Source organism: Acidimicrobiales bacterium, assembly GCA_035512495.1.
Classification (GTDB): domain Bacteria; phylum Actinomycetota; class Acidimicrobiia; order Acidimicrobiales; family CADCSY01; genus DATKDW01.
Window position 1 is genome coordinate 15,254 of the sequence record DATKDW010000064.1, and the last position, 23,078, is coordinate 38,331.

Sequence of the window (23,078 nt, forward strand, 5' to 3'; positions counted from 1 at the left end):
GCGACGCCATCACGCTCGACCGACCCGTCACGTGGGCGACTCCTCGGGGGCGTTGCGCTCGTATGCGGTGACGATGTCCTGGACGATGCGGTGACGGACCACATCGTGCTGGGTGAGGCGCACGAAGGCCAGCCCGTCGATCCCGCTGAGGATCGACTCGAGGCCGAGGAGGCCCGACCGGGCCGAGGGGACGTCGACCTGGGTGACGTCGCCGGTGATGACCGCCCGTGACCCGAAGCCGATGCGAGTGAGGAACATCTTCATCTGCTCGGGCGTCGTGTTCTGGGCCTCGTCGAGGATGATGAAGCTGTCGTTGAGGGTGCGCCCCCGCATGAAGGCCAGGGGCGCCACCTCCACCGTCCCCCGGTCGAGCAGGCGTTGGGCTCCCTCGGGCTCGACCATGTCGAAGAGGGCGTCGAAGAGCGGCCGGAGGTAGGGGTCGACCTTGGCCATGAGGTCGCCCGGAAGGAACCCGAGCCGCTCGCCGGCCTCCACCGCCGGGCGGGTCAGGATGATGCGGTTGACCTGCTTGGCCTGGAGGGCCTGGACCGCCATCGCCACCGCCAGCCAGCTCTTGCCCGTGCCCGCCGGGCCGATGCCGAACGTCACGACGTTGTCGCGGATGGCATCGACGTAGCGCTTCTGCCCGCTGGTCTTGGGGTGGACGCTGCGGCCCTTGGCGCCCCGCAGCACCTGGTCGGTGAGCACCTCCGAAGGCCGCTCGTCGGCCTTGACCATCTCGATGGTGCGCCCCACGTTCATCACGTCGAGGACCTGGCCCTGCTCCAAGAGCAGCACCATCTCCTCGAAGAGCCGGCCCACGCGCTCCGACTCGGCGCCCACGATGCTGATCTCGTTGCCCCGGACGTGGATCTCCACGCCGCCGAACGCCTCCTCGATGAGGCGCAGCAGCTCGTCGCGCTGGCCGAGGAGGCCCACCATGAGGTGGTTCCCGGGGACGAGGATCTTGACGTCGGTGGCAGGCACGGTCGGGATGATCCTACCCGGGAGGCCAGCCCAGCCGACGGCCGCCGATGACGTGGAGGTGGAGGTGGGGCACGGTGTTGCCGGAGTCGTCGCCCACGTTGAGCACCAGCCGGTAGCCGGAGGCATCGATGCCGTCGTCCTCGGCGACCTGGCGGGCGGTGGTGAGCAGCTCGGCGACGAGCTCGGCGTGCTCGGCTCCCACCTCGCCGGCGTGGGCCACGTGCTGGCGCGGCACCACGAGCACGTGGGTCGGCGCGGTGGGGTTGAGGTCGCGGAAGGCCACGGTGCGCTCGGACGTGCGCACGATGTCGGCCGGCAGCGCCTCGTCGACGATGCGGCAGAACAGGCAGTCGCTCCGGTCGGGGGCGTCGCTTCCCTGGGGCTCGCTCATGGCCGCGACGGTAGCGGTGCGGCCGGGCGCGGGTGCCGGTGCCTCGGCGGGGTCGTTCACCCTGTCGGTGGAGGCGGTGGTGTGGGGACGGTGAGGATCTGGCCCGGGAAGATGAGATCCGCGTTGGACGGCTCGACGAGGCGGTCGGCGTTGGCCTCGACGACCGTCCGCCAGTACGGCGCAACCTCGTCCTCGGTGACGGACCGTCCCCAGGACTCCTCGAGGAGCCGCGCGGCGACCGACCAGAGATGGTCACCGGGGCCGACCTCCCACTCGGGCGCTGCCGTCGTCGACGGCGGTGCCGCGTCGTCGTCGGGCAGCCGGTGCATCACCGGCACGCCATCGCCCTCGTGCGGCGGCAGCTCCCGAAGGACGTCGCCTCCCGGCACCGGATCACCGAGCGCCGATGCCAGCCGGGCGTCGGCCGTCGTGTGGGTGACCAGCGCACCCGTCGAGACCTGACCTGCCCCCACGCCCGCCACCGTGGCTCCGACGAGGCCGAGACCGACGGCGCCGTGCACCATCGGCCGGACCAGCGGCAGGGTCACCACGTCGACCACGGTGACCAGGCGCCCCGCCCGGCCGGCACGGGCGACGACCGCAAGGAGGGTGACGACGAGCAGGTACCACGCCAGCGCGACCACGACGAGCCGCAGGACGGCGAACGCCGCCTCCACCGGGGTCCGCTCGGCGGCCCAGGTCGACCACGTGCTGGGGCTGGTGAGGTCGGGCGCGGCGAGGGCTCCGGAGCCCAGGGCGCCCACGCCGAGGGCCACGGCCACCAGTGCCGCCACCCACCCGGTGAGCAGGGCAACCCGGCGCCAGGGCGGGTCGACGGTACCGGCCCGGGCCGGGCGTCGGGTGCGGGCGTCGCGCTGCGTCACGGACGCCATTGTCCCAAATCGGGTGGGCTCTGCACAACCTCGATCTATCTCATGTCTTTTCACGTCACAAAGGCGGCGCCTGGGCACCCGCCGTCTGGCACTACCCGGTCCGCGCCGTGGCGACCGCGGTCGCCGACACCGACGTCCGCTTGGGACCGCCGGGGATGGCGCGGGCGAAGATGTAGTCGACCTCGGCGGTGAGCCGCACCGTCACCTCACCGTCCGCACCGACGCTCACGGACGGCGGGGCGACGCTGAGATGGTCCAGCGCCTTGGACGCGACCGAGATGCCGGCGACGCGCTGGGCCTCGGACGCCACGAGGGTGATGGTGCCGTGCTCGTAGAACGCGTCGAGGTCGAGCGCCCGGGTGGCCGCATCGTTGGCAGCAGCCGCCGCCGCGTTGGAGAGCTCGCGCTGGGCAAGGAAGACGACCGCGAAGTCCACGCAGATCGATCCGAGGACGATGAAGATCAGCACCGCTGCCGGCATCAGCATCATGACGCTGCCCCGCTCCGAGCCGTCCGGACGCCGCCGCCCCCTCAGCACGGTTGGAGGGCGTCGGGTGCGCCGAACGGGACACCGTCCCGATAAGGGTCGACCACCTCGTGGTGGCGCGCGCTGACATCGAAGGCGCTGCCGCCGAGACCCCCCACCCACGGGAGGCGGATGGTCGGCACCCGGTAGCGCACCTCGAAGGTTGCCGTGGCGCAGCGGAAGAAGTCGGTGCCCTCGACGGCGAGGACCTCCATGGCGTCGACGTTGACCCTGTGGCCGGCGAAGGTGGCGATTGCCGCCGCCCGGGCGCTCCCCAAGGCCTCGGCGTGGCCCGGCCCGGACGACTCCACGTAGGCACGGGCAGCCTCGCGAGCCGCCGCCGTGGCGGCCAGCTTGCCGTCGATCACCCCCCAGGCGTTGACGAGGAGGAGGGTGCCGACGACGAAGACGAGGATGCCGAACGGCAGCACCTCGACGCCGCCGACCACGCCTCGCTCGTCGAGGGCGCGGAGCCGCACGCCGCTCACCTGAAGTCCTCCAGGCGCACCGTGATCGTGCGGTCGACGCGCTGGAACGGGAAGACCACGTCGGGCAGCAGGCGCGTGGGGTGGGTGGCCTGCACGCGCAGGCGCACGACGTCGGAGTCGTAGTCCCAGGTCATGTCCAGCCGCCCCGCCTCCTCGTACCTGCCCAGGAGACCGCGGGCGAAGGACTCCGCTGTCGCCTCGCTCTCGACCCGGCCTGCTGCACCCGCGTCGGCACCCGCCACGATGCGGGCGGCGTCGAAGCTGACCGCCGTGACGACGGTCGTGGCATAGAGGTTGAGCACCAGCTGGACGGCGAAGAGGAGGAGGACCAGGAAGGCGGCGACGCCGAAGACGGTGCCGATCAGCCCTGCCCCGACCTCCCCGTCGTCAGCTGATCTCGCGGACCGCACCACCAGCTCGGTCGGCGGCGTCGTTGAAGATCAGCTGGAAGGCCCCCCACATGAGGGCGCCGATCAGCGCCATGATCAACACGGCGATCGCCGTCGAGATGACACCCTCGCCAACCTCCTCCTCGAGACGGTGCCGGGCGACGACGGTGAGGGATCGGAGGGCGACCCAGGCCTGCAGTGCGATGGACATGTGCTGTGCTCCTGTGGTGTGCGTGGTTCGGTCGGGTGGGTTCGGTCGGGTGGTTCGTGGTGGCTCAGCGGCCGAACAGCCGCAGGGCTTCGATGAAGGGGATGGCGAGGAAGATCACTCCCGGGACGAGGGTGGCCACGGTGACGGGGATCCAGACCTGCTCGTTGCGCCGCTCGGTCATCTCGACCAGCTCGCGCTGCACGTCACGGCGGATGGCGCGGGCCTCCTCGGAGATCAGCCGCCCGAGGTCGCTCGTCTCGCGGTTGAGGGCGAGGATGGGCACGAGGCGGTCGAGCGCCTCGACGTCGGCCACCGCCGCCCACTCCCGGAGGGCCTCGGCCTCCGAGAGCCCCTGGCGAATGCGCAGGCACACCCGCGCGAGGTCGGCTCCGCAGGCACCCGAGCTGCGGACGGCCAGCCGGTTGAGCGCCGCGGTGAGCGAGTACCCGGCGGAGAGGAGCAGGGCCAGCTGTTCGGCGACCACGGGGAGCTCGAGGAAGAGGCGCCGCTGCCACCGCTGCGACGCCGACGCCACCTGCTGTTCCTGGAGCAGGAACGCGAGCGCGGGACCGACCAGCACGACGAGGAGACCGATGGCCACAGGGGGCTGGACGGCCAGGGTCACGAGGGCAGCGACGCCGAAGCCTGCCACGCTGTAGCCGACCTGACGGATCCGGAACGAGGTGATGTCGAGCGGGGCGTGGATCCGGGTGAGGCGCACCTCGAGGTCCTCGCTCACGCCCACCAGTCGGGCGAGGCGCTCCCCGACTGCCCGCGAGACCGGACCGACGGCGTCCCGGAACGACTCCACCGACAGCACCCCGGCGCGGCCCGGCTGGCCCATGCCACCGGGTGCGTAGGGTCGAAGCCGCTCGGTGAGCGGCACACGGGCGAACCACCGGAGCTCGGAGAGCACGAGGGTCACCCCAACCCAGGTCACGAGTCCCCCTGCCATGGCGGCGCGCATCACCTGGCCTCCGCGGGAGCGATCGCAAGCCCCTCGTCGAAGAGCACGCGCTGCTCGTCCGGCAGGCGCATGATCTGGCCGGCCCAGGCCCAGCACACGGCCATGAGCGCCAGGCCGGCGAGCACCATGACCTGACCAGCGGGGGTCTCGTAGGCCGCTCGCCCCGAACCGATGCTGAGTCCGACGAAGGCCATGCCGAGGGGGACGAGGATCACGAAGCGACGGGTGAAGCGGGCACCAGCCTGGCGCGAGCGGGCGTCCTTGCGGCCCTGCACGTCCATGATCCGGTCATCGATCAGGGCGGTGAGGCAGCGGTTGACATCGTTGCCACCGATCTCGTGGGCGACGAGGAGCGTCTCGCAGACGGTGTCAGCGGTGGCATCGGCCAGACGCGACTTCAGCACCGTGACCGTCCGCTCGAAGTCGGTCGAGATGAGCCACTCTCGCCGAGCAGCATCGAAGGCGGGCCGCATGTCGGACGGGGCTCCCATGCCCACCTCGAAGATCGCCTGAGGGATCGAGCGACCGAGGGTGATGGCCTTGATCCGGGTCTCCTCGATCATCCGCGGCCATGCGTCGCGAGCCTCGGCCCGGTGGCGGTCCCGACGAGACTTCGCCGCGGCGATCGGGAACGTGGCTGCGAAGGTGCCCCCGGCGAGCGGGGGGAGGATCCCCCCGAAGAGCGCCCACGTGGCGACTGCGCCCACCAGGAACAGCACCCCAACCACACCGGCGAGCTCCCGCGGTCGGGTGTCGTCGAGGCCGGCCTGGACCAGCCAGTCGGTGAGGCGGTCCGCCGCCGAGCGGCCCGAGACCACGGCGGTGGGGCCGGGCGCCACCCCCGTCCAGCGAAGCGCGACCGCCGTGTACAGGAGGTGCACCCCGTAGGCCGCAGCGAGGGAGAGGGCGACCGCGGTCACGCCATCCCCCCGACCGGTTCGGTGAGCACTGGTCGCGCTGCGGCATCGAGAAGGGCGCGAAGGTCGATGCCGGACTCCTCGAAGGCGCGCTGGCAGCGCACCGGCAGGTTGCCCGTCCAGCTGAGTGGGGCGTCGAAGCGCGGGCGGGAGAAGACCTCGGTGATGGTGAAGCTGGTGGAGTCGTGCCCGGTCTTCAGGTCCTCGACGGTCACGATCTCGGTCACCCGTGGGCGTCCACGGACCCGCGCGCAGTGAACGACCACATCGACCGCCTCCGAGACCAGGCTGTTGAGGGCCGCCATGGGGAGCTCCGACGACGTGTCCGCCAGCTGGGCGACGAACCGGAGGCGAGTGAGCGCCTGGCGGGCCGAGCCAGCGTGGATGGTCGTGAAGCCCTTCACGCCCGACGAGAGCGTGAGCAGCAGCGGGAGCGCCTCGCGATCGCGGACCTCCCCCACGATCGCCACGTCAGGCGCCATCCGCAGGAACCCGGCCACGAGGCGGCGGAGGTCGATCTCACCCCGGTCGGCTCGAGCCGGCCGAGTCTGCATCGAGGCCACGTTCGGCAGCGGCACGTCGGCCTCGAAGACCTCCTCGGCGACGACGACCCTGAGCGAGGGATCGAGCTCGGCGGCGCAACAAGAGAGCATCGTCGTCTTCCCCGAGCCGGGGGCACCGGCGAAGATGATCGACTGACGGGCACGGACGGCGGAACGGAGGAACTCCGCCGCCGCCGGGTCGAGCATGTCGCGGCCCACGAGGTCATCGAGCGAGCGGAACGCCACCCCGGTGAACTTGCGGATGTTGACCAGGATGTGGCCGTCCCGACCGACGTCGCCGTGGACGATGTGGAGCCGGGAGCCGTTGTCGAGCTGCGCGTCTTGCAGGCCCTCGGCCGGGTCGAGCTTGCGATGCGAGCCCGACGCGTCGTCGAGGATCTTCGTGAGGGTCCGGATGACGTGGGCGTCGTCATGGAAGACCTCGTCGTGGTACCCGGTGACGCCCAGGTGACGCTTCACGAAGATCTGGTCAGGAGCGTTGATCATGATCTCCCAGACGTCGTCGTCGTCGAGGAGGGGCTGGAGCGGGCCGTAGCCCGCCAGGTTGCGGTAGGCGCGGTCGGCGACCAGCTCGGGGTTGGCGAGGTCGTAGGGGCGCAGGCCGCGCTTGTACTCGGAGGTCCACGCCGTCACCTCGTCGTCGACGAGGCGCCGGAGGCTCGCGCTGCCCTCATCGCCGCGAACGTCGAGCGTGAGGTCCTTGGCGCGAGCCTGCACGGCGAGCTCGATCTCGGCGAGCGGCGAGGTGAGCGGCGCCACCATCAGCCCGCCTCCTCGCCCCAGACCGCACCGAGGGACCCCGGCGTGACCAGCTCAGGCTCGACCGGCGCGACGGTGGTGGCGGGTCCGACCCGCTCGAGCGTGGCATGGAAGGCGCCGGCGAGGAGCCCCGGCAGCGGTGCCGGGATGCCGACCGCGTCACGCAAGGCCTCCTCCACCTTCCGCGACGGCAGGAAGATCGGCGGGGAGCTGTGCCCGCCACCCATGGCAGGCACAGCCAGCTCGGCGAGGGTGGCGGAGAGCTCGGCCCGGGCACGGGGTTGACGCGGTGCGAGGTTGTAGACCGGGACCAGACGGCCGGCTGGGACACCGACCGCGACGAGGTCGGACATCACCCGAACGAGCGAGTGCGTTCCCTTGACCCCGGGCCGGCCGACGACGAAGACGACATCGGCAGCGCCCACGGCAGTTCGGGCCAGCAGGTTGCGCTCCTCGACATCCGCCGAGCCGCCGCCGTCCTCCCCCTCCACGTCGGCAGCGACATCGCAGACCACCGTGGCGAAGGTGCGACGCAGCGACTCGAAGGCGGCTTCGAGCGATCGAGGTCGGAGCGTGGCCCAGTAGCGGGCCCGACGCAGGCCCAGGAGGAGGTGGTACCGACGCTCGACGATCGAGAAGGTCAGGTGCCGGACCTCGTCGGGGCTCGGCCGGCGGGAACGGTGGACCTCGACGAGCTCCTGGATGCCGGGGACGACGTCGCGGACGTCGTGGAGCATGGCCTGCTCGGCCTGGAGCGCCATGTCGGCGAGGACGATGTCGCCGCCGGATCGGTCATCGTGGCCCAGGCCCTGAGCGAGGGCGGCGGCGACGGTGGAGGCCCCGGTCCCTCCCGCGCCACACACGACGACGACGTTCCCCCTCCACGACGGCAGATCGGTGCCCCCGTGGTGGCCATCGGAGGGGACGACGGCGCCTCGGCTCACCAGGGCGGCGTGGGTGGCGAGAGCGTCGAGGAGCGCCTCCCGGGTGAACGACGGGGGCAGCACGGCGGTCGCGCCGAGCCCCGCCCAGTCACGCCCCGCACGACCGTCGTCGACGACGAAGACGACGCAGCCCGCGTCTCGCGCCGTCTCCACGAGGTCACGGTCGACCGCCGGCATGGTGCCGTCGACGAGCACCGCCGAGTACGCACGTCCGGCCGCAAGGCGAGCACGAAGCTCCTCGCCGGAGACGCACTTCAGGAACTCTGCGGGGATGATGGCGGAGGTGGCCCACTGACCCACGGCGCGGAACCACTCAGCCCGCGGGCGGGCCACACCGAGGACGACATAGCGCTCGCCGGCCATTAGCCCTCCCCGGGCGAAGCGCCCCCTGCCGGCGAATCGCTGGTGGTCCGCTCGGCATCGGCAGGTGGCGGAGCGGACCCACCGGCCAAGCCCGTGGTGCGCGCCAAGGTGACGTCGCCCGCGGCGGCTGCCTGTGCCACCGCCTCGAGCTCGTCGGGTGGTACGGCGAGGACCACGGTCACGGCCCCGGAGCCGCCGACGGCGTCGCTACCGGCGAGGACGTCGACGACGATCGCGCCCCGGCTGACCGTGAACGTCTCCGGGCTCCCGCCCGTGGTGTAGGTCACGATCACGTCGACGAGCTCGCCGGCGCCGAGGTAGGTGCGACTGCCGCCGAGCGCGCTGCCCGCGCGGACCGAGATGGAGATCTGAGCCCGGTCGGCCCCCCCGGCCGGCCGGGCCACGTCGCTGACCTGGACCAGCTGACCGGCGCTGAGCGGGCCCAGCGCGGTGGCGTCCACGAGCAGGCCGAGGTCGGCGAAGGACACCCCTTGCTGCGCCGGGGGGAGGTCGAGGGCGACGAGCGCAAGGTCGGACACCTGCAGGCGCTGGCCGGCCACGATGTCGTTGACCACCACCACGTATGAAGTGGCGGGACCTGCGCTCGACGCGGTGTAGGCCGCGAACACCCCGACGGCGCTCGCTGCCACGAGGAAGCCACCGACCACTGCCCGGCTCCCGGGCAGGGCGCGCCGCCGCCTGACCTGACGGGTCGACGGACCGCCGGAGCCGTTCGATGGTGCCCCACGCGGGGCGTGTTGCCTGCCGAGATCGGCCAGGTCTGACATCTCGGTGTCCTTCAGCGACGAGGGAACCTCGGGCACGTTCTCCGCCGTCGGGGAGGCTACCTCCCGAGAACGGCAGATTGTCCAGATTCGTCCAGACCGGACGAATGTGGACCACTCGCACGGAAAGGACATGAGAGTCCACGAAGTGGGCCCGATCGGGTACCGTTGGAGCCGTGAACGAAGAGATCACCTGGATGAGCACGCAGGAGGCGGCCAGGCGACTGGGCATCACGCCGCGGACGCTGTACCGCTTCATGGACGAGGGCTCGCTCCCTTCCTACAAGATGGGGCGGGTCTTCCGGCTGAAGAAGGACGATGTCGACGCCTTCATCGAGCACTCGCGCGTCGCTCCCGGCAGCCTCGAGCACCTCTACCCCGAGCGCAAGAGCACCGGCTCGGAGGTCTGACCTGCCCGCGGCTGACCGCACCACGCTCCGGCGCGCTCACCCGCCGACGGTTGCCTCGGCGATGTTCCCGGCCGACACGTAGCAGAGCGCCCGAGGGTCCCCGTCGAGGCGCAGGGTCACGACGTCGGTTCCCACCGCCCGCAGCTCACCAGCGACCACCTCGCCCCCGCTGAGCACCAGCGCCAGCCGTGGACGCTCGGCGAGGGCGCTCGCCAGCAGCTCCACCAGCCGGAGGTCTCGCGGTGCCTTCCGGTCGCCGGTGGCCACCGGATGGCGCTCCCCCGGCTGCGGGCGGACGGTGGTCACGGTGTCAGTGGCGAGGTAGGTGAGGCTGCCGCGGGCAGCTTGCAGCACGCAGAAGTCGTCACCGACCCCGACGAGGCTCCCGTGGTGGGTCCGGCCGGACCGGGTCCGAACGGTGACGGGGGTCCCTTGCTCGGCGAGGTCGAGGAGCGCACCCCCGAGCGACGCGCCGTCCTCGGCGACGTGGCGCAGCGCCCGCTCACGGTCTCGAGCCGCCCCGCGGTCGGCGGCGTGCTCCTCGTCGAGGAGCTCGATGAGCTCTGGGTCATCCACGGGCCCGACTCTATGGCAAGGCGATGAGAACTCTCATTGCATCTCATGTCTTTCCTCACCACAATGGGAGGGTGGTGAGCACCGAGGACCGGATCGTCGTGCGAGACGGCCACCTCGTCGTGGAGCGTGTCGCCAACGTCGACGAGGCACCGCGCCTGCGCGCCGAGGGCGAGCTGCTGACCCGCCTCGCCGGACCCGGGGTGGTCACCGTCCTCGGCCTGATCGAGCGACCCACTGGGGTGGTGTTGCGGACGGCGCTCGTCGGGGGCGGGACGCTCGCCGACCGCCGGGGCGCCCTTGCGGCGAGCGAGGCCACGCACGTGGGTCACGTGGTGGCGACGGCGCTGGCACGCGCCCACGCCGAGGGCGTGGTCCACCGCCGCCTCACGCCCGACCACGTCCTCCTCGACGCCGACGGCGAGCCCGTGGTCTGCGGCTGGTCCGGCGCCGACGCCGGCGACGCCGACGGCCGGGCCGCCGATGTCGCCGCCCTCGGCGCCCTCCTCCTCGGAGTCGTGCGGACCGGCGGGCCTGGTGCCGGCGACCTGGTCGCGCTGGCCCGCCGCGCCGAGGCGCCCACCACCGAGGGACGGCCCTCGATGGAGGCCATGGCTGCCCTCCTCGCTCCGCCCTCAGCCGGGGACGGACACCACCTCGACGCTGCGGTCGCCACCAGCCCACCTCGGGCGACGGGGATGACGGCACAGCATCTTGCACTGCGGCCTTTGGCTGGCGCCGCTTCGCTGCTCGTCGGACTGACGCTGGCCGTGGGCGGGGCCATGGCCCCCTCCGTCCCCGCGGGAGAGACGCCTGCGCTCAACGAGTCGGCCACGACAGCGCCTCTCATGCCGCCGGGGCGCGACCACACCACCCCCGCCACCGCCGCCACCCCGGTGCGTCCGACCCCTCCCGACGACGGGCCGGACGACGAGCACACCCTCGAGATCCACGGTGGTCGGTGGGTCGTCGGCGAGCACGGCGACGTGGTGGTGCTCGGGGACTGGAACTGCGACGGCCGCCGCACCCCCGCGCTGCTTCGACCGCCCGACGCCACGGTGTGGACCTTCGACCCGCCGGTCGGTGCCGTTCACGAGGTCCGGGCGCGGGCGGTCGGGATCGTCCCCGGTGCCGAGCGCCTCGTGACCCGACGGGTCGAGGAGGGCTGTGACGTCCTTCAGGTCGTCGATGCCAACGGCGGCATCACCCACCTGCAACCCTGAGTCGCAGCGCCACCTCGTTGGCCAGCAGGCGTCCCGACAGGGTCAGGCAGAGGCGGTCGCCGCGCCGCTCGACCAGGTCACCGAGCACGTCGAGGTCGTCATCGGACAGCGCCTCGGCGGGGACGCCCTCGCGGGTGCGCAGCGCCAGCTGGAGCGCCTCCAGCCGCCGCTCCGAGGGCGACAGCGACTCGCCCGCCGCCTCGACCGGCTCGCCGCCGCCGACCAGGGCCAGGTAGCGCTCGGGGGTGCGCACGTTCCACCAGCGCCGGCCGGCGACGTGGGAGTGGGCGGCGCACCCGAAGCCCCGGTAGTCGGACTGCGACCAGTAGCAGCGGTTGTGCCGACACTCGTGGCCGGGACGGGCCCAGTTGGAGACCTCGTAGCTCGCCAGGCCCGCGGCGGTGAGCGTCGCCTCGGTGGCCAGGTACTTGTCGGCCTGGTCGTCGTCGTCGGGGTGGCGCTCGGGGGTGGCCGCCAGCGGGGTGCCCGCCTCCACGGTCAGCCCGTAGGCGCTGACGTGCGGCGGATCGAGGTCGAGGACCTCGTCGAGGGTCCGTTGCCAGTCGCTGCGCCGCTCCCCCACCGCCCCGTAGATGAGGTCGACGTTCCAGGTGGGGAACCCCACGGCGACGATGTCGGCAGCGGCCCGCTGGACGTTGGCCGGGTCGTGGGTCCGGCCGAGCGCCGCCAGCACCGACGGCACCATCGACTGGACGCCGAGGGAGATCCGGTTGACCCCGGCGGCGCGGTAGCCGGCGAGCTTCTCGGCGTCGAGGGTGTCGGGGTTGCACTCGATCGTGACCTCGGCGCCCGGTGCGCGGGGGACGGCGTCGAGGACAGCGGCGAGCTGGTCGGGGCGCAGGAGCGACGGCGTTCCGCCCCCGAGGAAGACGGTGGTGGCGTCGGGGAGCCCGGCGGCGACCGCGGCGACCACCTCACGCCGGAGCCCGTCGACGTAGGCGTCGAGGAGGTGTTGCCGGTCGTCCCAGGTGGCGAAGGCGCAGTAGTCGCAGCGCTTCAGGCAGAACGGGACGTGCAGGTAGACGCCGTGCTCAGCCCCGCCGAGGCCCTCGGCGACGGCGGTCGGGCTGGTGCGGGCTCCCACCCGCCGAGGCTACCGCTGCTGGAACTGGAGACCGAGCTCGAGGAGGCGGGTCCGGACGCTGCCGGGTTCGGTGTCGAGCAGGCAGGCGATGGCCCGGAGGTCGTCGCGGCGGACGGTGAGGACCCGGCCGTTGAAGTCACCGCGCTGCACCTGGATCATGCCGAGGTAGCGGGTCAGCAGGATGGACTCGGTGGTGCCCATGCTCTCGAGGATGTTGAGGTCGATGGTGGCCGGCGGCTCGTCGGCCTCGTCGGCGCCGGGCAAAACCGTTCCACGGTCGAGATCGATCACGGTCTCGGAGGAGGCGAAGCCGTCGCGGGGCAGCAGCTGGTCCACGGGGACGTTGTAGAACTGCGCCAGTCGCTGGAGGCGGGGCACCGAGATGGCCCGCTCGCCACGCTCGTAGGCGCCGAGGACCGATGCCTTGAACTCGAGCTGGGAGCTGGCCTCGACCTCCTGCAGGGAGAGGCGCTTCTGCTTGCGGATGGCCCGCAGGCGACCGCCGACCTTGCCCGCGTAGCTGCGATCCCGCTCGTCTTCGACCTCGGTGATGGTCATCTGGTCATCCTTCTCTCGTGCCGCTGGTGGTCTGGTCTACCCACCCGTCGCACGACACGATCGTGGGACTGAAGGCGGCGAGGCGCCTGCCGCGCCCAACCACCACTCTATGCGGTCCCGCGCCCGAAGAGAAGGTTGCTTCGCAACGCTGCCAGTAGGGCGGCCGCGGCGAGCGCCGCGGTCTCGGCCCGGAGCACCTGCGGCCCCAGGCCCACCACCGGCAATCCGGCCGCCAGCTCGTCCGAGGTCCAGCCCCCCTCGGGGCCGACCAGCAACGTCGGGTGCGCCAGCGACGGCGGGCGGCCGCCACGGTCGGCGAGCGCAGCGCCCGGCAGCGCTGCTGCTCCGGCGAAGTCGGTGAGCGCCGCCACCGTGGGAAGGTGGGCGCGGCGCGACTGCATGGCCGCCTCCCGGGCCACGCGCCGCAGGCGCGCCAGGTGCCGCTCGGCCCGGTCGCCCTCCCACCGGGCCACGGAGCGCCCGGCGGCAAAGGGGACGATTCGGTCGACGCCGAGCTCGGTGAGCTTCTGCACCGCCAGCTCGGGCCGGCCGCCCTTGGTGAGGGCGAAGGCCACGGTGAGTGCGGGTGTCGGCGCCGGGACCACGGAGGGCAGACCGGTCGGCTCGAGCTCCCCGCCGGCACGCAGCTGGCACGGCCGCCACCGGCCTCGGCCGTCGGATGCGGTGACCTCGTCACCCGACCGCAGGCGCAGGGCGCGCTCCAGGTGGTGGCGATCACCGTCGTCGAGGGCCGGGGCCGTCAGGTCGGCGACGAACACCAGCGGTGCCGGTCCCGGGCCGGCGATCTCCGGGTCCACTACTTGAAGGCGCTGCGGATCTTGGAGAGGAGGCTGCCGTTCTCCTCGGCCACCTCGTCCCCCCGGAGCTCGGCGAGCCGGCGCAGCAGGTCGGCCTCCTCCTGGTCGAGGTCGGTCGGCGTCTCGACGACGACCTGCACCAGCAGGTCACCTCGCCCGCGCCCGTCGAGCAGCGGCACGCCGCGCCCGCGCAACCGGAAGACCCGCCCCGTCTGGGTGCCCGCGGGGATGACGAGGTCCTCGGTCCCGTCGAGCGTCTCGTACGAGAGGTGGGCCCCGAGCGCCGCCTGGGTGACCGGGATCCCGAGCTCGTGCACCAGGTCGGCACCGGCCCGCTGGAAGCGATCGTGGGGCCGGACCCGCAGGTGGACGTACAGGTCGCCCTTGGGCCCGCCACGGGGCCCGGCCGCGCCGCGCCCGGTGAGGCGCAGGGTCGAGCCGTCGTCGACGCCGGCCGGGATCTCCACCGTGTAGGTCCGCTCCGCGGTCCGACGCCCCTCACCCCGGCAGTCGGGGCACGGGTCGGCCACCGTCTCCCCGAGGCCGCCGCAGCGCGGGCAGGGCCCGGCAGTGACCATCTGGCCGAGGATCGACTGACGGACCCGCTGCACCTGGCCGCTGCCGCCGCACTCGCCGCAGCGCGACGCGGTGGTGCCCGCCCGGGCGCCGGTGGCCTCGCAGGTGTCGCATCCGACGGGCTGGCGGATCGTCACCTCCCGGGTGACGCCGAAGATCGCCTCGGTGAAGTCGATCTCGACCGCGAGCTCCATGTCGGACCCCCGGGGCGGCCCACCGCGGCCGCCACCTCCGCGCCCGCCTCCGAACGGGCTTCCCCCGCTACCGAAGAAGGCGTCGAAGATGTCGTTGAGCCCTCCACCGAAGGGGTCACCCCCGCCCATCCCGCCGGCGGCGCCCTCGGGGCCGAAGGTGTCGTAGCGCCGTCGCCGCTCTGGGTCGCGCAAGGTCTCGTAGGCGACCGCGATCTCCTTGAACCGCTCGGTGGCGGCGGGGTCAGGGTTGGTGTCGGGGTGCAGCTCGCGGGCGAGGCGCCGGTAGGCCCGCTTGATCTCCTCGCCATCGGCCCCGGGGCCGACCCCGAGCAGGGCGTAGTAGTCGGATGCCATCGTCAGCCCTCGCTCAGCCGTCGGCCCAGGCGCTGGCTCACGATGGCCACCGCCGCGAGCGCCTGCGGGTAGTGCATGCGGGTGGGGCCGAGGACACCGATGCTGCCGGCGACCTCGCCCTCGACCTCGTAGGGAGCCACCACGAGCGAGCACTCCGCCAGAGGCTCGAAGCCGTGCTCGGCCCCGATGGCCACCGACAGGCCGCGGTCGATCACGTCGCGCACGAGGCCCACCACGAGGAACTGCTGCTCGAGGATGGTGAGCACCTGGCGCACGGTCTCCACCGCGTCGAACGCCGCCGCCATGCGGGAGGCGCCACCGACGAAGACGTGGTCGCCATCGGGCCCGTGTGCCGACAGCGCCCGCACCGCCACGTCGCAGGCGGCGTCGAGGGTGGGATCCCCGGTCGGTGGCACGGGCGCGGGATCGGCGAGGGTGCTGCCGACGAGGGCGGTGGCGAGGTGCGTCGAGGCAGCCGCGAGGTGCTCCTCAGCCGGGTCGTCGGCCAGCTCGATGGTGGCCTTGTCGACCACCCCGTTGGAGAGCACCACCACGAGCAGCGCGGTGCGGCCTCCCAGGCCGACGAGCTGCACGGACCGGATGGTCGCGACCTCGTGGGGCGGGCCGACGACGACCGCGGCGTAGTCGGTCAGGCCCGAGAGGAGCCGGCTGGTGTCCTGGAGCATGCTCTCGAGCGCGCCGTGGGCGGACGCGAAGAACCGGCTGACCTCCTGGCGCTGGGCGGGTTCGAGCGAGCCGGGGACGCTGCCCATCGAGTCGACGAAGAACCGGTAGCCCTTGTCGGTGGGCACCCGGCCGGCGCTCGTGTGGGGCTGGTGCAGGTAACCCTCCTGCTCGAGGGCGACCATCTCGTTGCGCACGGTGGCCGGCGAGACCTGCACCTGGGGCGCCCGGGCGACGTGGCCCGAGCCCACGGGCTGCGCAGTCTCGATGTACTCCTCCACCACGGCGCGGAGGATGGCGGCTTTGCGCTCGTCAAGCATTGGGGCTCCGGTGCATGGTTGGCACTCGATGCTACCGAGTGCCAAGGCCACCGCCCTACATCCGCGCCCGCCGCGGCGCAGCCGCCGTCAGTCGTCGAGGCGGAGGGCGGAGACGAACGCCTCCTGCGGGACCTCGACCCGCCCGATGTTCTTCATCTTCTTCTTGCCCTCCTTCTGCTTCTCGAGGAGCTTGCGCTTGCGGGTGATGTCGCCCCCGTAGCACTTGGCCAGCACGTCCTTGCGCTTCGCCTTCACCGTGGTGCGGGCGATGATCCGGCCCCCGATCGCGGCCTGGATCGGCACGTCGAACATCTGGCGGGGGATCAGCTCGTGGAGCTTCTCGCTCATGCGCTTGCCATAGTCGTAGGCCTTGTCCCGGTGCACGATCGTGGAGAAGGCGTCGACCGGCACCTGGTTGAGGAGGATGTCGACCTTCACCAGGTCGGAGCGTTCGTAGCCGATGGGCTCGTAGTCGAGGCTGGCGTAGCCCTTGGTGCGGCTCTTGAGCTGGTCGAAGAAGTCGATGACCACCTCGGCGAGGGGGAGGCGGTACACCATCTCGAGCCGCTCGGGGCTGAGGTACTCCATCAGCTGCATCTCGCCCCGCCGCTCCTGGCACAGCTCCATCACCGTGCCCGTGTAGTCGGTCGGGGTGAGGATCGTGACCTTGAACCACGGCTCCTCGATGTGGTCGATCTCGTTCATGGGGGGCAGCTCGGATGGGTTGTCGACCTCGAAGGTGTCGCCGACCTCGGTGTGCACGATGTAGCCGACCGACGGGGCGGTGGCGATGAGGCTGAGGTTGTGCTCGCGCTCCAAGCGCTCCCGCACGATCTCCATGTGGAGCAGGCCGAGGAACCCGCAGCGGAAGCCGAATCCCAGGGCACCGGAGGTCTCCGGCTCGTAGGTGAAGCTGGCGTCGTTGAGGCGCATCTTCTGGAGGGCGTCGCGGAGGTCCTCGTACTCGTCGCCGTCGATCGGGTAGAGGCCGCAGAAGACCATGGGCTTGGGGTCCTTGTAGCCGGCGAGTGCCGACTCCGACCCGTGGACCGCGGTGGTCACGGTCTCACCGGAGCGGGCCTCGCCCACGTCCTTGATGCCGGCGATGAGGTAGCCGACCTCGCCGGGGCCGAGGCGCTGGACCGGCGTGGGCACGGGGTTCCGCACCCCGATCTCATCTGCCTCGTGGGTGGCGCCGGCCTGGATGAAGCGGAGCTTGGCGCCCGTCTCCATCACGCCGTCCATGATCCGGATGGAGGAGATCACCCCGCGGTACTGGTCGAAGTACGAGTCGAAGATCAGTGCCTGGAGCGGGGCGTCAGCATCACCCTGGGGAGGGGGGATGCGTGCCACGACGGCGTCGAGCAGCTCGGCTACGCCCTCGCCGGTCTTGGCGCTGATCCGCAGGATGTCCTCGGCGGGCAGGCCGAGCACGTTCTCGATCTCCTCGGCGTAGCGGTCGGGCTCCGCCGCCGGGAGGTCGATCTTGTTCAGGCAGGCCACGATCTCGAGCTCGTTCTCGAGGGCGAGGTAGCAGTTGGCCAGGGTCTGCGCCTCGATGCCCTGGGCGGCGTCGACGAGGAGGATCACCCCCTCGCAGGCGGCGAGCGAGCGGGAGACCTCGTAGCCGAAGTCGACGTGGCCGGGGGTGTCGACCAGGTGGAGGATGTGGTCCTTCCACGGCACGCGGATGTTCTGCGCCTTGATGGTGATCCCCCGCTCCCGCTCGATGTCCATCGAGTCGAGGAACTGCTCCTTCATGTCCCGGGCATCGACGGCGCCGGTGATCTCGAGGATGCGGTCGGCCAAGGTCGACTTCCCGTGGTCAACGTGACTGATCACGCTCAAGTTGCGGTACCGGTCAGGCTGGCTCACGAGCTCTCAGTCGATCGATGACGTTCTCCGAGACGAGCCCCATTGTCGCTCGCCGACGAGCATGCCGGGAAAACGGGTCAACCGTCGCCACCAACCGAAGCAGGCTCAGCCCCTCGTTGACGTTCACCCGCCAGAGGTCGGGTACGACAGCGAACCCGCCGCCCCGACCGGGCTAAACGCTGGTTCGGTGCGTTGCCTTCGTTGCACGCCGGCCGTCGTTCTGTTCGCCAGGTCGCGGACGCCGATCCATCGATCAGTCGTGCGAGTTGAGGTCGAGAAACGGCGCTCAGCACTCATCGGCGGCGACAGCGAACAGGCGCCAGGTGCCGGGAACACCCTTGAGGTCGTGATCGCCGCGGTCCTCAAACTCGATGCCCGACCCGGCGACGAGATCCGTAACCGTGCGTGACACCCAAACCTCGCCACCAGAAGTTGCGCCGCAGACCCGTGCTCCGATGTGCACGGCGAGACCGGCGACGTCGTCGCCGCGCTGTTCGATCTCGCCGGTGTGGATACCGGCTCGAATCTCGAGACCAAGACCGCGCAGCGCTGCTCGAAGGGCAACGGCACACTGGACCGCGCGCGCCGGACCGTCGAACGTCGCGAGAACACCGTCACCCGTCGTCTTGATCAGCCGGCCTCGTCGTTGTTCGACCTCGGCGGCAAGTACGCGATCGTGGCGGTCGAGGATCGCGCACCATGCCGCGTCGCCGAGCTGGGCGGCGCGCTCGGTCGACCCGACAATGTCGGTGAACAGCACCGTGGCAAGTAGGCGCTGTGGCTTCTCGGCGGGCCGTGTCCCCGTGAGGAACTCTTCGACCTCGTCGAGAAGCGCATCGGTGTCACCAAACCAAGGGATGTGGTCCGTCCCGCCCAGCTCGACGAACCGTGCGCCCGGGATCCCTTTCGCTAACGAGCGCCCCGCCTCGACCCGCAGGTTCGGGTCGTCGCGGCGGTGAAGCACAAGCGTCGGGACACGCAAGACGCTCAACACCTCGGTGACATCGATAGCGCTGGCCATGCGAACCATTGCCGCAGCTGCACTCGGGGTCGCTGATTGACGCTCCATACGGGCGAGGCTCTCCTTCACGGCCGGGTTGTGCGCGAATGTGGCCCCGCGAGCCGCAAGCACTTCGCCGGTTCCCCAGCGCCGCTCGATGAAATCAACGAGTGCCGCCCCGTTGTCGAGCTCCGCGTCGGCACGCCTCGCGTAGGACGCGTAGAGCACGAGGTGAGTCACACGCTCGGGATAGGTGGCCGCGAACAACACGCTCATCGGTCCGCCCTCGGAGATCCCAAACAAAGCTGCTCGGTCGGACCCAGCCGAATCCATCACCGCGCGTACATCGTCCATCCGATTCTCGAGACTCGGAAGCCGGTCCAGCGGTACGCGGTCGGAAAGTCCGGTACCCCGCTTGTCGAACAACACGAGCCGGCAAAATGACGCCAGACGAGACAGGAACGCGGCCTGCTCCGGGAACTCCCACCCGACCTCGAGGTTCGAGACGAACCCAGGGACGAACACGACCTCCAACGGTCCGCGTCCGACGACCTGGTACGCGATGTCGAGCCCATCGCTCTTCGCGTAGCTCGTCTCGCGTGAGATCACATAGCAGAGCCTAGAAGCCTAGAGATGACGTCGGCGCAGCTGATGACGGCGACCCCACGATGCGATGAAATCGGAATCGACAGTGAAGCGCCCGGGCTCAGTGGAGACTTGGTTCTCCCAGCAGCAGCGGCGGCGGCTGGGCGCTGATCTGACGGCAGTGCTCGGCTTCGAACTCGACCGGGGGGACGTGGCCAAGCTGGCCGTGGAGGCGGTCCTGGTTCCACCAGGCTGAGATCGGTACCGGGCGGCGCCCGGGGGTCGCCCCCTCCCCGAGCCGCCTGTTACGCCTTGACCCCTGCGTACACCGAGCGTCCCCCATGCAGCATGTGCGGGAGCCGCTCGAAGCTCAGGCCTGCAGCGGCAAAGGCCTCTGCAAACTCGTTGGGGTCGGAGATGCGCATGGTGTGCTGCTCATCCACCGTCGAAATGCCCTCGGGCGTGGCTGCGGCGTAGCGCATCTCGATCTCGCACCTCATCCCCTGACGCGAGGAACGGACCGCCCTGGCCACGGCGAGATCGCCATCACGACCTGAGTCGGCGTTCACCGCGCCGTCAATCCAGTAGTCGGGCTCGACCCAACCTTCGATCAACAGGGCACCCCCGGTGTTCAGATGGTCGGCAATGTGCGCGACCGCCGCTTCCAAGTCCGCCCGCTCGACCAGGTAGCCGATGCCGCTGAACAGTGACACCGCCACGTCGAAGGTGCGATCGAGCTCGAACGATCGGAAGTCACCTTCGACGAGGGGAACGTTCGGCGCTTGTCGGGACGCGATGGCGAGCATGTGTGGACTGAGGTCGACGCCTACCACGTCGAAAACCTGGCTGAATCGGGGCAGGTGCGCTCCGGTCCCACAGCCCACGTCCAGCAGCGTCGCAGCGTGGGGGGCGAGCCGCCTGGCTTCAGCGATGACGAGATCCGCCTCGGCTCCCGGGTTCCGGCCACGCGCCTTGTGGATGACGTCGTAGAAGCGAGCCGCATCGTCATACATGCCAGCAAGAATGCATGGAGCCGCTGGACCTCGGCGAGAAGGTTTCCCGGCGACCGGTCCGGGGTCGTGGTCTACCGTCGGATCAGTGTCGCTGGTGGGCCTCTCAGGCCTGTCTCACGCGCCGACAGAGCATCTGACCCGCTCCGCTGGCGACCAGTGCGCCATCTTCGCTCCAGAGCCTCCCGTTCCACGCCATCAGCCCGTCCCGCGCGATCGGCGCGAAGCCGTCTGCGAGTAGCCACTCGCCGTCAGGCCGCGGGTCGTGGAAGGCGACGTAGAGGTCGAGGCTCGGCGCGATGAACGCATGGCCCCGCGTGTGAGCACGCGAGGCCGAGGGCCAGCTCTGCAGGTCGATGAGGATCAGTGACCGGCACGCGTCAACCCACGGGTCCGCGAAGATCGGCGTGGGAGCGAAGCGCAGCCACTCCCGCCACACGGGATCGCCGACGGCGGATCGATCTGCGGTCCAGTCGATCGGCCTCAAGTCCAAGTTCCGCCAGAACGGAAAGGGCGGACCGCTGGCGAGGTCCTCCTCGCTCAACAGCTCCGTGAGATCGGCGCACTCGTTTGGGGAAGGGACGGGCGGTCTCGTCGGTTCCGTCACGTCGTGAGCCAGCCCATCCACTTCACCGACGCTCCACACGGTGGCCTCGAGGATGTCGCGGTCACCCTGGCGCACCTGGACACGCTGAGCCAAAGCCGTCTTGGCGACACGCAACGGGGTGACTGCAATGTCGACTGCGTCGAAGGCGGCGACTCCGAGGTACTGGCAAAAGAAGCTCGCTGGCCGGGCGAAGGGACTCGACCCGGCCGCGGCTCGCAGTGCCACCGAGGCGACGTAGCCGCCCATCGGACCCCAGATCTCCCACTCCGGGCTCAACTTGGCGCTGAAGCGTCGGCTGCCGTCCGGATCCTCCCCGACGAGCTCGACCTCAGTGTCCTGTTGAAGGTCCCCCACCGGATGAGCATGGCCAACAACGAGACCGCCTGTCGATCGCGTTTCCGGCGGGTGAGGGGACATCGATCCCGTAGATCACCTCGCAGGTGGCACTACGGACGGAGCCGATGGTGACGGGGGCGCAGCAAGACGACGGCGGCGAGCACGCCGGCCGCAAGGACGCCGAGGCCAGACCCGCCGCCGCTTGCGGGGAGCTCGTCTCGGCCGCCGGCGGCGTCGCCGGTGGAGGTGCCGGTCCCTTCGTCGGTCGAGGTGGTGTCGGCCGGCCAGACGTCGTTGGTGAACCGAAGGACGTAGAAGCCGCTGTTGCCGTCGAGGTACCAGATCTCGTTGCGCTCTGGCACGAACGCCGATGCGGACATCGCATAGGAGCTGGGATGGTCGTTGGGGTTGCTCGTGCTGCCCACGGGCTTGTTGAAGTAGGCGATCTCCTTGGGCTGGAGCGGGTCGCGCACGTCGAAGATCCGTAGGCCGGAAGCAACGAACGTGCAGGCGACGATCTCGGGATCGACGGTGCGTGGCACCGAGCAGTAGTGACCCGTGTAGCCCTGGATGAAGCTCGAGGTTCCCGGGTCGCCCATGGACTCGGCGCGCTGTTCGGGGTTGTTGACCTCCAAGCGCAGGTGCGAGACCACCTGTGGCTTGGTCTCGTCGGAGATGTCGATGATCCGTCCGGCGCCGACGGGAGCATCGGCCTCGGCGGATGGTCCGCGGGAGAACTCGTCGATCTCGATCAGGTACGGGTTGCCCTTGATGGTGACGGGGAGGGGCACCTGCGGGATCGACATCTCCTCCCACTGCAGCGCGCTGACGGGCGTCACCTGAGGGTCAACCGCCCGCGCCTGGATCTCGGTCACGTCGAGGATCACGAGGCCCTTGGAGATGTCGGCGATGTACAGCCGGTTGCCGTCGGCGCTCACCCGCATGCCGTGGGGCGTCCCTTCGCGGCCGACCCAGAGGATCTTCGGGAGCGACGGGTCGGTGACGTCGAGCGCGGTGATGGTGTTCCCACCGGTGGACGACACGTAGAAGGTGTTGCCGTCGGGTGCGAAGCCGCTCTCGTGGCCGAGGACGCCGAGCGGCGTGCTCGACTTCAGCACCGGGTTCCGGCAGTCCTCGTTCACGTCGTAGATGTCGACGAATCCGGGGTTGAACGTGGGGTAGCCCATCCCGGCGGCGAGCAACCCCCGTTCCTGGTTGAGCTCCAGCGACTCGTGGGGCGACTGCATGGCCGGCGTCATCAGGTTGGTCGTCTTGACCGGGTTCGCAGGGTCGGACATGTCGAGCACGTAGACGCCGGTCAGATCGGTGCCGTCGGCCACGCCGGTCGGGAAGAGCAACGTCGAGTCGTAGTAAGCGCACTCGCGGCCCGCCGCGTCGATGTACCGGTGCACCTTGTAGCCACCCTTGTTGCCGAAGTGGGCGATCTCCTCCAGGTTGCAGGTGTAGCCCTGCTGGGCTCGGCCGGTCTCGTAGTCGGCCAGCGGCGCGCGTCCCTGGGCTGCCGGCTCGGGCCGGGAGCCGGGCCCACAGTCGGCCTGGGGGGTGGGCGGGGGTGCGGCCGGCGCGGCCCCGACGGGCGCGGGCACCAAGACGAACGCCAGCGCGGTTGCCGACAGGACCCACCACGTTCGACGCACGTTGCCTCC

25 protein-coding genes are annotated in these 23,078 nt (G+C 70.9%); 2 read left to right on the forward strand and 23 right to left on the reverse strand.

Annotated features, from left to right (window positions below; all coding sequences use genetic code 11):
- Positions 1-27: 27 nt before the first annotated feature.
- The 12 genes from VMN58_09735 to VMN58_09790 all read right to left on the reverse strand — a co-directional run bounded on the left by VMN58_09735 (position 28) and on the right by VMN58_09790 (position 9,222).
- Entirely contained in the window at positions 28-987 is a 960-nt protein-coding gene (locus VMN58_09735) for a PhoH family protein (protein HUF33473.1), read from the reverse strand.
- A gap of 13 nt (positions 988-1,000) precedes the next feature.
- The gene (locus VMN58_09740; protein HUF33474.1) at positions 1,001-1,378 is read right to left on the reverse strand and encodes a histidine triad nucleotide-binding protein; all 378 of its coding nucleotides are present in this window, start codon (positions 1,376-1,378) and stop codon (positions 1,001-1,003) included.
- A gap of 56 nt (positions 1,379-1,434) precedes the next feature.
- Entirely contained in the window at positions 1,435-2,262 is an 828-nt protein-coding gene (locus VMN58_09745) for a hypothetical protein (GenBank protein HUF33475.1), read from the reverse strand.
- A 100-nt stretch (positions 2,263-2,362) separates the two neighbouring features.
- On the reverse strand, positions 2,363-2,758 hold the full coding sequence (locus VMN58_09750) for a hypothetical protein (protein HUF33476.1): 396 nt from the start codon (positions 2,756-2,758) through the stop codon (positions 2,363-2,365).
- Positions 2,759-2,802: 44 nt separating this feature from the next.
- Entirely contained in the window at positions 2,803-3,285 is a 483-nt protein-coding gene (locus VMN58_09755; protein HUF33477.1) for a hypothetical protein, read from the reverse strand.
- Positions 3,282-3,695, reverse strand: coding sequence for a hypothetical protein (locus VMN58_09760; protein HUF33478.1), 414 nt, complete (start codon positions 3,693-3,695; stop codon positions 3,282-3,284). Before VMN58_09760 ends, VMN58_09755 begins: the two co-directional genes overlap by 4 nt.
- A complete protein-coding gene (locus VMN58_09765; protein HUF33479.1) occupies positions 3,673-3,885 on the reverse strand; it encodes a hypothetical protein in 213 nt (70 codons plus the stop codon). Before VMN58_09765 ends, VMN58_09760 begins: the two co-directional genes overlap by 23 nt.
- A 64-nt stretch (positions 3,886-3,949) precedes the next feature.
- Complete coding sequence (locus VMN58_09770) at positions 3,950-4,840, reverse strand: type II secretion system F family protein (protein HUF33480.1); 891 nt, start codon at positions 4,838-4,840, stop codon at positions 3,950-3,952.
- An 11-nt stretch (positions 4,841-4,851) separates the two neighbouring features.
- The gene (locus tag VMN58_09775; GenBank protein HUF33481.1) at positions 4,852-5,772 is read right to left on the reverse strand and encodes a hypothetical protein; all 921 of its coding nucleotides are present in this window, start codon (positions 5,770-5,772) and stop codon (positions 4,852-4,854) included.
- Positions 5,769-7,094 carry an ATPase, T2SS/T4P/T4SS family gene (locus VMN58_09780; protein ID HUF33482.1) on the reverse strand — a complete coding sequence of 442 codons (1,326 nt, stop codon included), beginning with the start codon at positions 7,092-7,094 and terminating at the stop codon, positions 5,769-5,771. The genes VMN58_09775 and VMN58_09780 overlap by 4 nt, the downstream gene beginning before the upstream one ends.
- Complete coding sequence (locus tag VMN58_09785; GenBank protein ID HUF33483.1) at positions 7,094-8,398, reverse strand: hypothetical protein; 1,305 nt, start codon at positions 8,396-8,398, stop codon at positions 7,094-7,096. The genes VMN58_09780 and VMN58_09785 overlap by 1 nt, the downstream gene beginning before the upstream one ends.
- Entirely contained in the window at positions 8,398-9,222 is an 825-nt protein-coding gene (locus VMN58_09790) for an SAF domain-containing protein (GenBank protein HUF33484.1), read from the reverse strand. The genes VMN58_09785 and VMN58_09790 overlap by 1 nt, the downstream gene beginning before the upstream one ends.
- 137 nt (positions 9,223-9,359) lie before the next feature.
- Between VMN58_09790 and VMN58_09795 the strand changes: the two genes are divergently transcribed.
- Positions 9,360-9,593, forward strand: coding sequence for a helix-turn-helix domain-containing protein (locus VMN58_09795; protein HUF33485.1), 234 nt, complete (start codon positions 9,360-9,362; stop codon positions 9,591-9,593).
- Positions 9,594-9,629: 36 nt separating this feature from the next.
- On the opposite strand, the gene VMN58_09800 is transcribed toward VMN58_09795, so the two are convergent.
- Positions 9,630-10,169, reverse strand: coding sequence for a hypothetical protein (locus VMN58_09800; GenBank protein ID HUF33486.1), 540 nt, complete (start codon positions 10,167-10,169; stop codon positions 9,630-9,632).
- Between the two features lie 74 nt (positions 10,170-10,243).
- On the opposite strand from VMN58_09800, the gene VMN58_09805 reads away from it, so the two are divergent.
- Complete coding sequence (locus VMN58_09805) at positions 10,244-11,389, forward strand: hypothetical protein (protein ID HUF33487.1); 1,146 nt, start codon at positions 10,244-10,246, stop codon at positions 11,387-11,389.
- Here the strand turns inward: VMN58_09805 and hemW are convergent.
- From hemW to VMN58_09855, 10 genes are all read right to left on the reverse strand, one after another.
- Positions 11,370-12,494: a radical SAM family heme chaperone HemW gene (gene hemW, locus VMN58_09810; GenBank protein HUF33488.1), complete on the reverse strand. Its 1,125-nt coding sequence runs from the start codon at positions 12,492-12,494 to the stop codon at positions 11,370-11,372. The genes VMN58_09805 and hemW overlap by 20 nt on opposite strands.
- A gap of 9 nt (positions 12,495-12,503) precedes the next feature.
- Complete coding sequence (locus VMN58_09815) at positions 12,504-13,052, reverse strand: transcriptional regulator (GenBank protein HUF33489.1); 549 nt, start codon at positions 13,050-13,052, stop codon at positions 12,504-12,506.
- Positions 13,053-13,159: 107 nt separating this feature from the next.
- Entirely contained in the window at positions 13,160-13,870 is a 711-nt protein-coding gene (locus tag VMN58_09820) for an RsmE family RNA methyltransferase (GenBank protein ID HUF33490.1), read from the reverse strand.
- Positions 13,870-14,994, reverse strand: a complete 1,125-nt coding sequence (gene dnaJ / locus VMN58_09825; protein ID HUF33491.1) for a molecular chaperone DnaJ — start codon at positions 14,992-14,994, stop codon at positions 13,870-13,872. Before dnaJ ends, VMN58_09820 begins: the two co-directional genes overlap by 1 nt.
- A 2-nt stretch (positions 14,995-14,996) precedes the next feature.
- On the reverse strand, positions 14,997-15,998 hold the full coding sequence (gene hrcA, locus VMN58_09830) for a heat-inducible transcriptional repressor HrcA (protein HUF33492.1): 1,002 nt from the start codon (positions 15,996-15,998) through the stop codon (positions 14,997-14,999).
- Positions 15,999-16,085: 87 nt separating this feature from the next.
- Positions 16,086-17,873, reverse strand: coding sequence for a translation elongation factor 4 (gene lepA, locus VMN58_09835; protein ID HUF33493.1), 1,788 nt, complete (start codon positions 17,871-17,873; stop codon positions 16,086-16,088).
- A 286-nt stretch (positions 17,874-18,159) separates the two neighbouring features.
- Positions 18,160-19,482: an adenylate/guanylate cyclase domain-containing protein gene (locus VMN58_09840; GenBank protein HUF33494.1), complete on the reverse strand. Its 1,323-nt coding sequence runs from the start codon at positions 19,480-19,482 to the stop codon at positions 18,160-18,162.
- A gap of 281 nt (positions 19,483-19,763) precedes the next feature.
- Complete coding sequence (locus VMN58_09845; GenBank protein ID HUF33495.1) at positions 19,764-20,471, reverse strand: class I SAM-dependent methyltransferase; 708 nt, start codon at positions 20,469-20,471, stop codon at positions 19,764-19,766.
- A 103-nt stretch (positions 20,472-20,574) separates the two neighbouring features.
- Positions 20,575-21,429: a thioesterase family protein gene (locus VMN58_09850; protein ID HUF33496.1), complete on the reverse strand. Its 855-nt coding sequence runs from the start codon at positions 21,427-21,429 to the stop codon at positions 20,575-20,577.
- Between the two features lie 92 nt (positions 21,430-21,521).
- A partial coding sequence (locus VMN58_09855; protein ID HUF33497.1) for a hypothetical protein occupies positions 21,522-23,078 on the reverse strand: 1,557 nt, incomplete at its 5' end.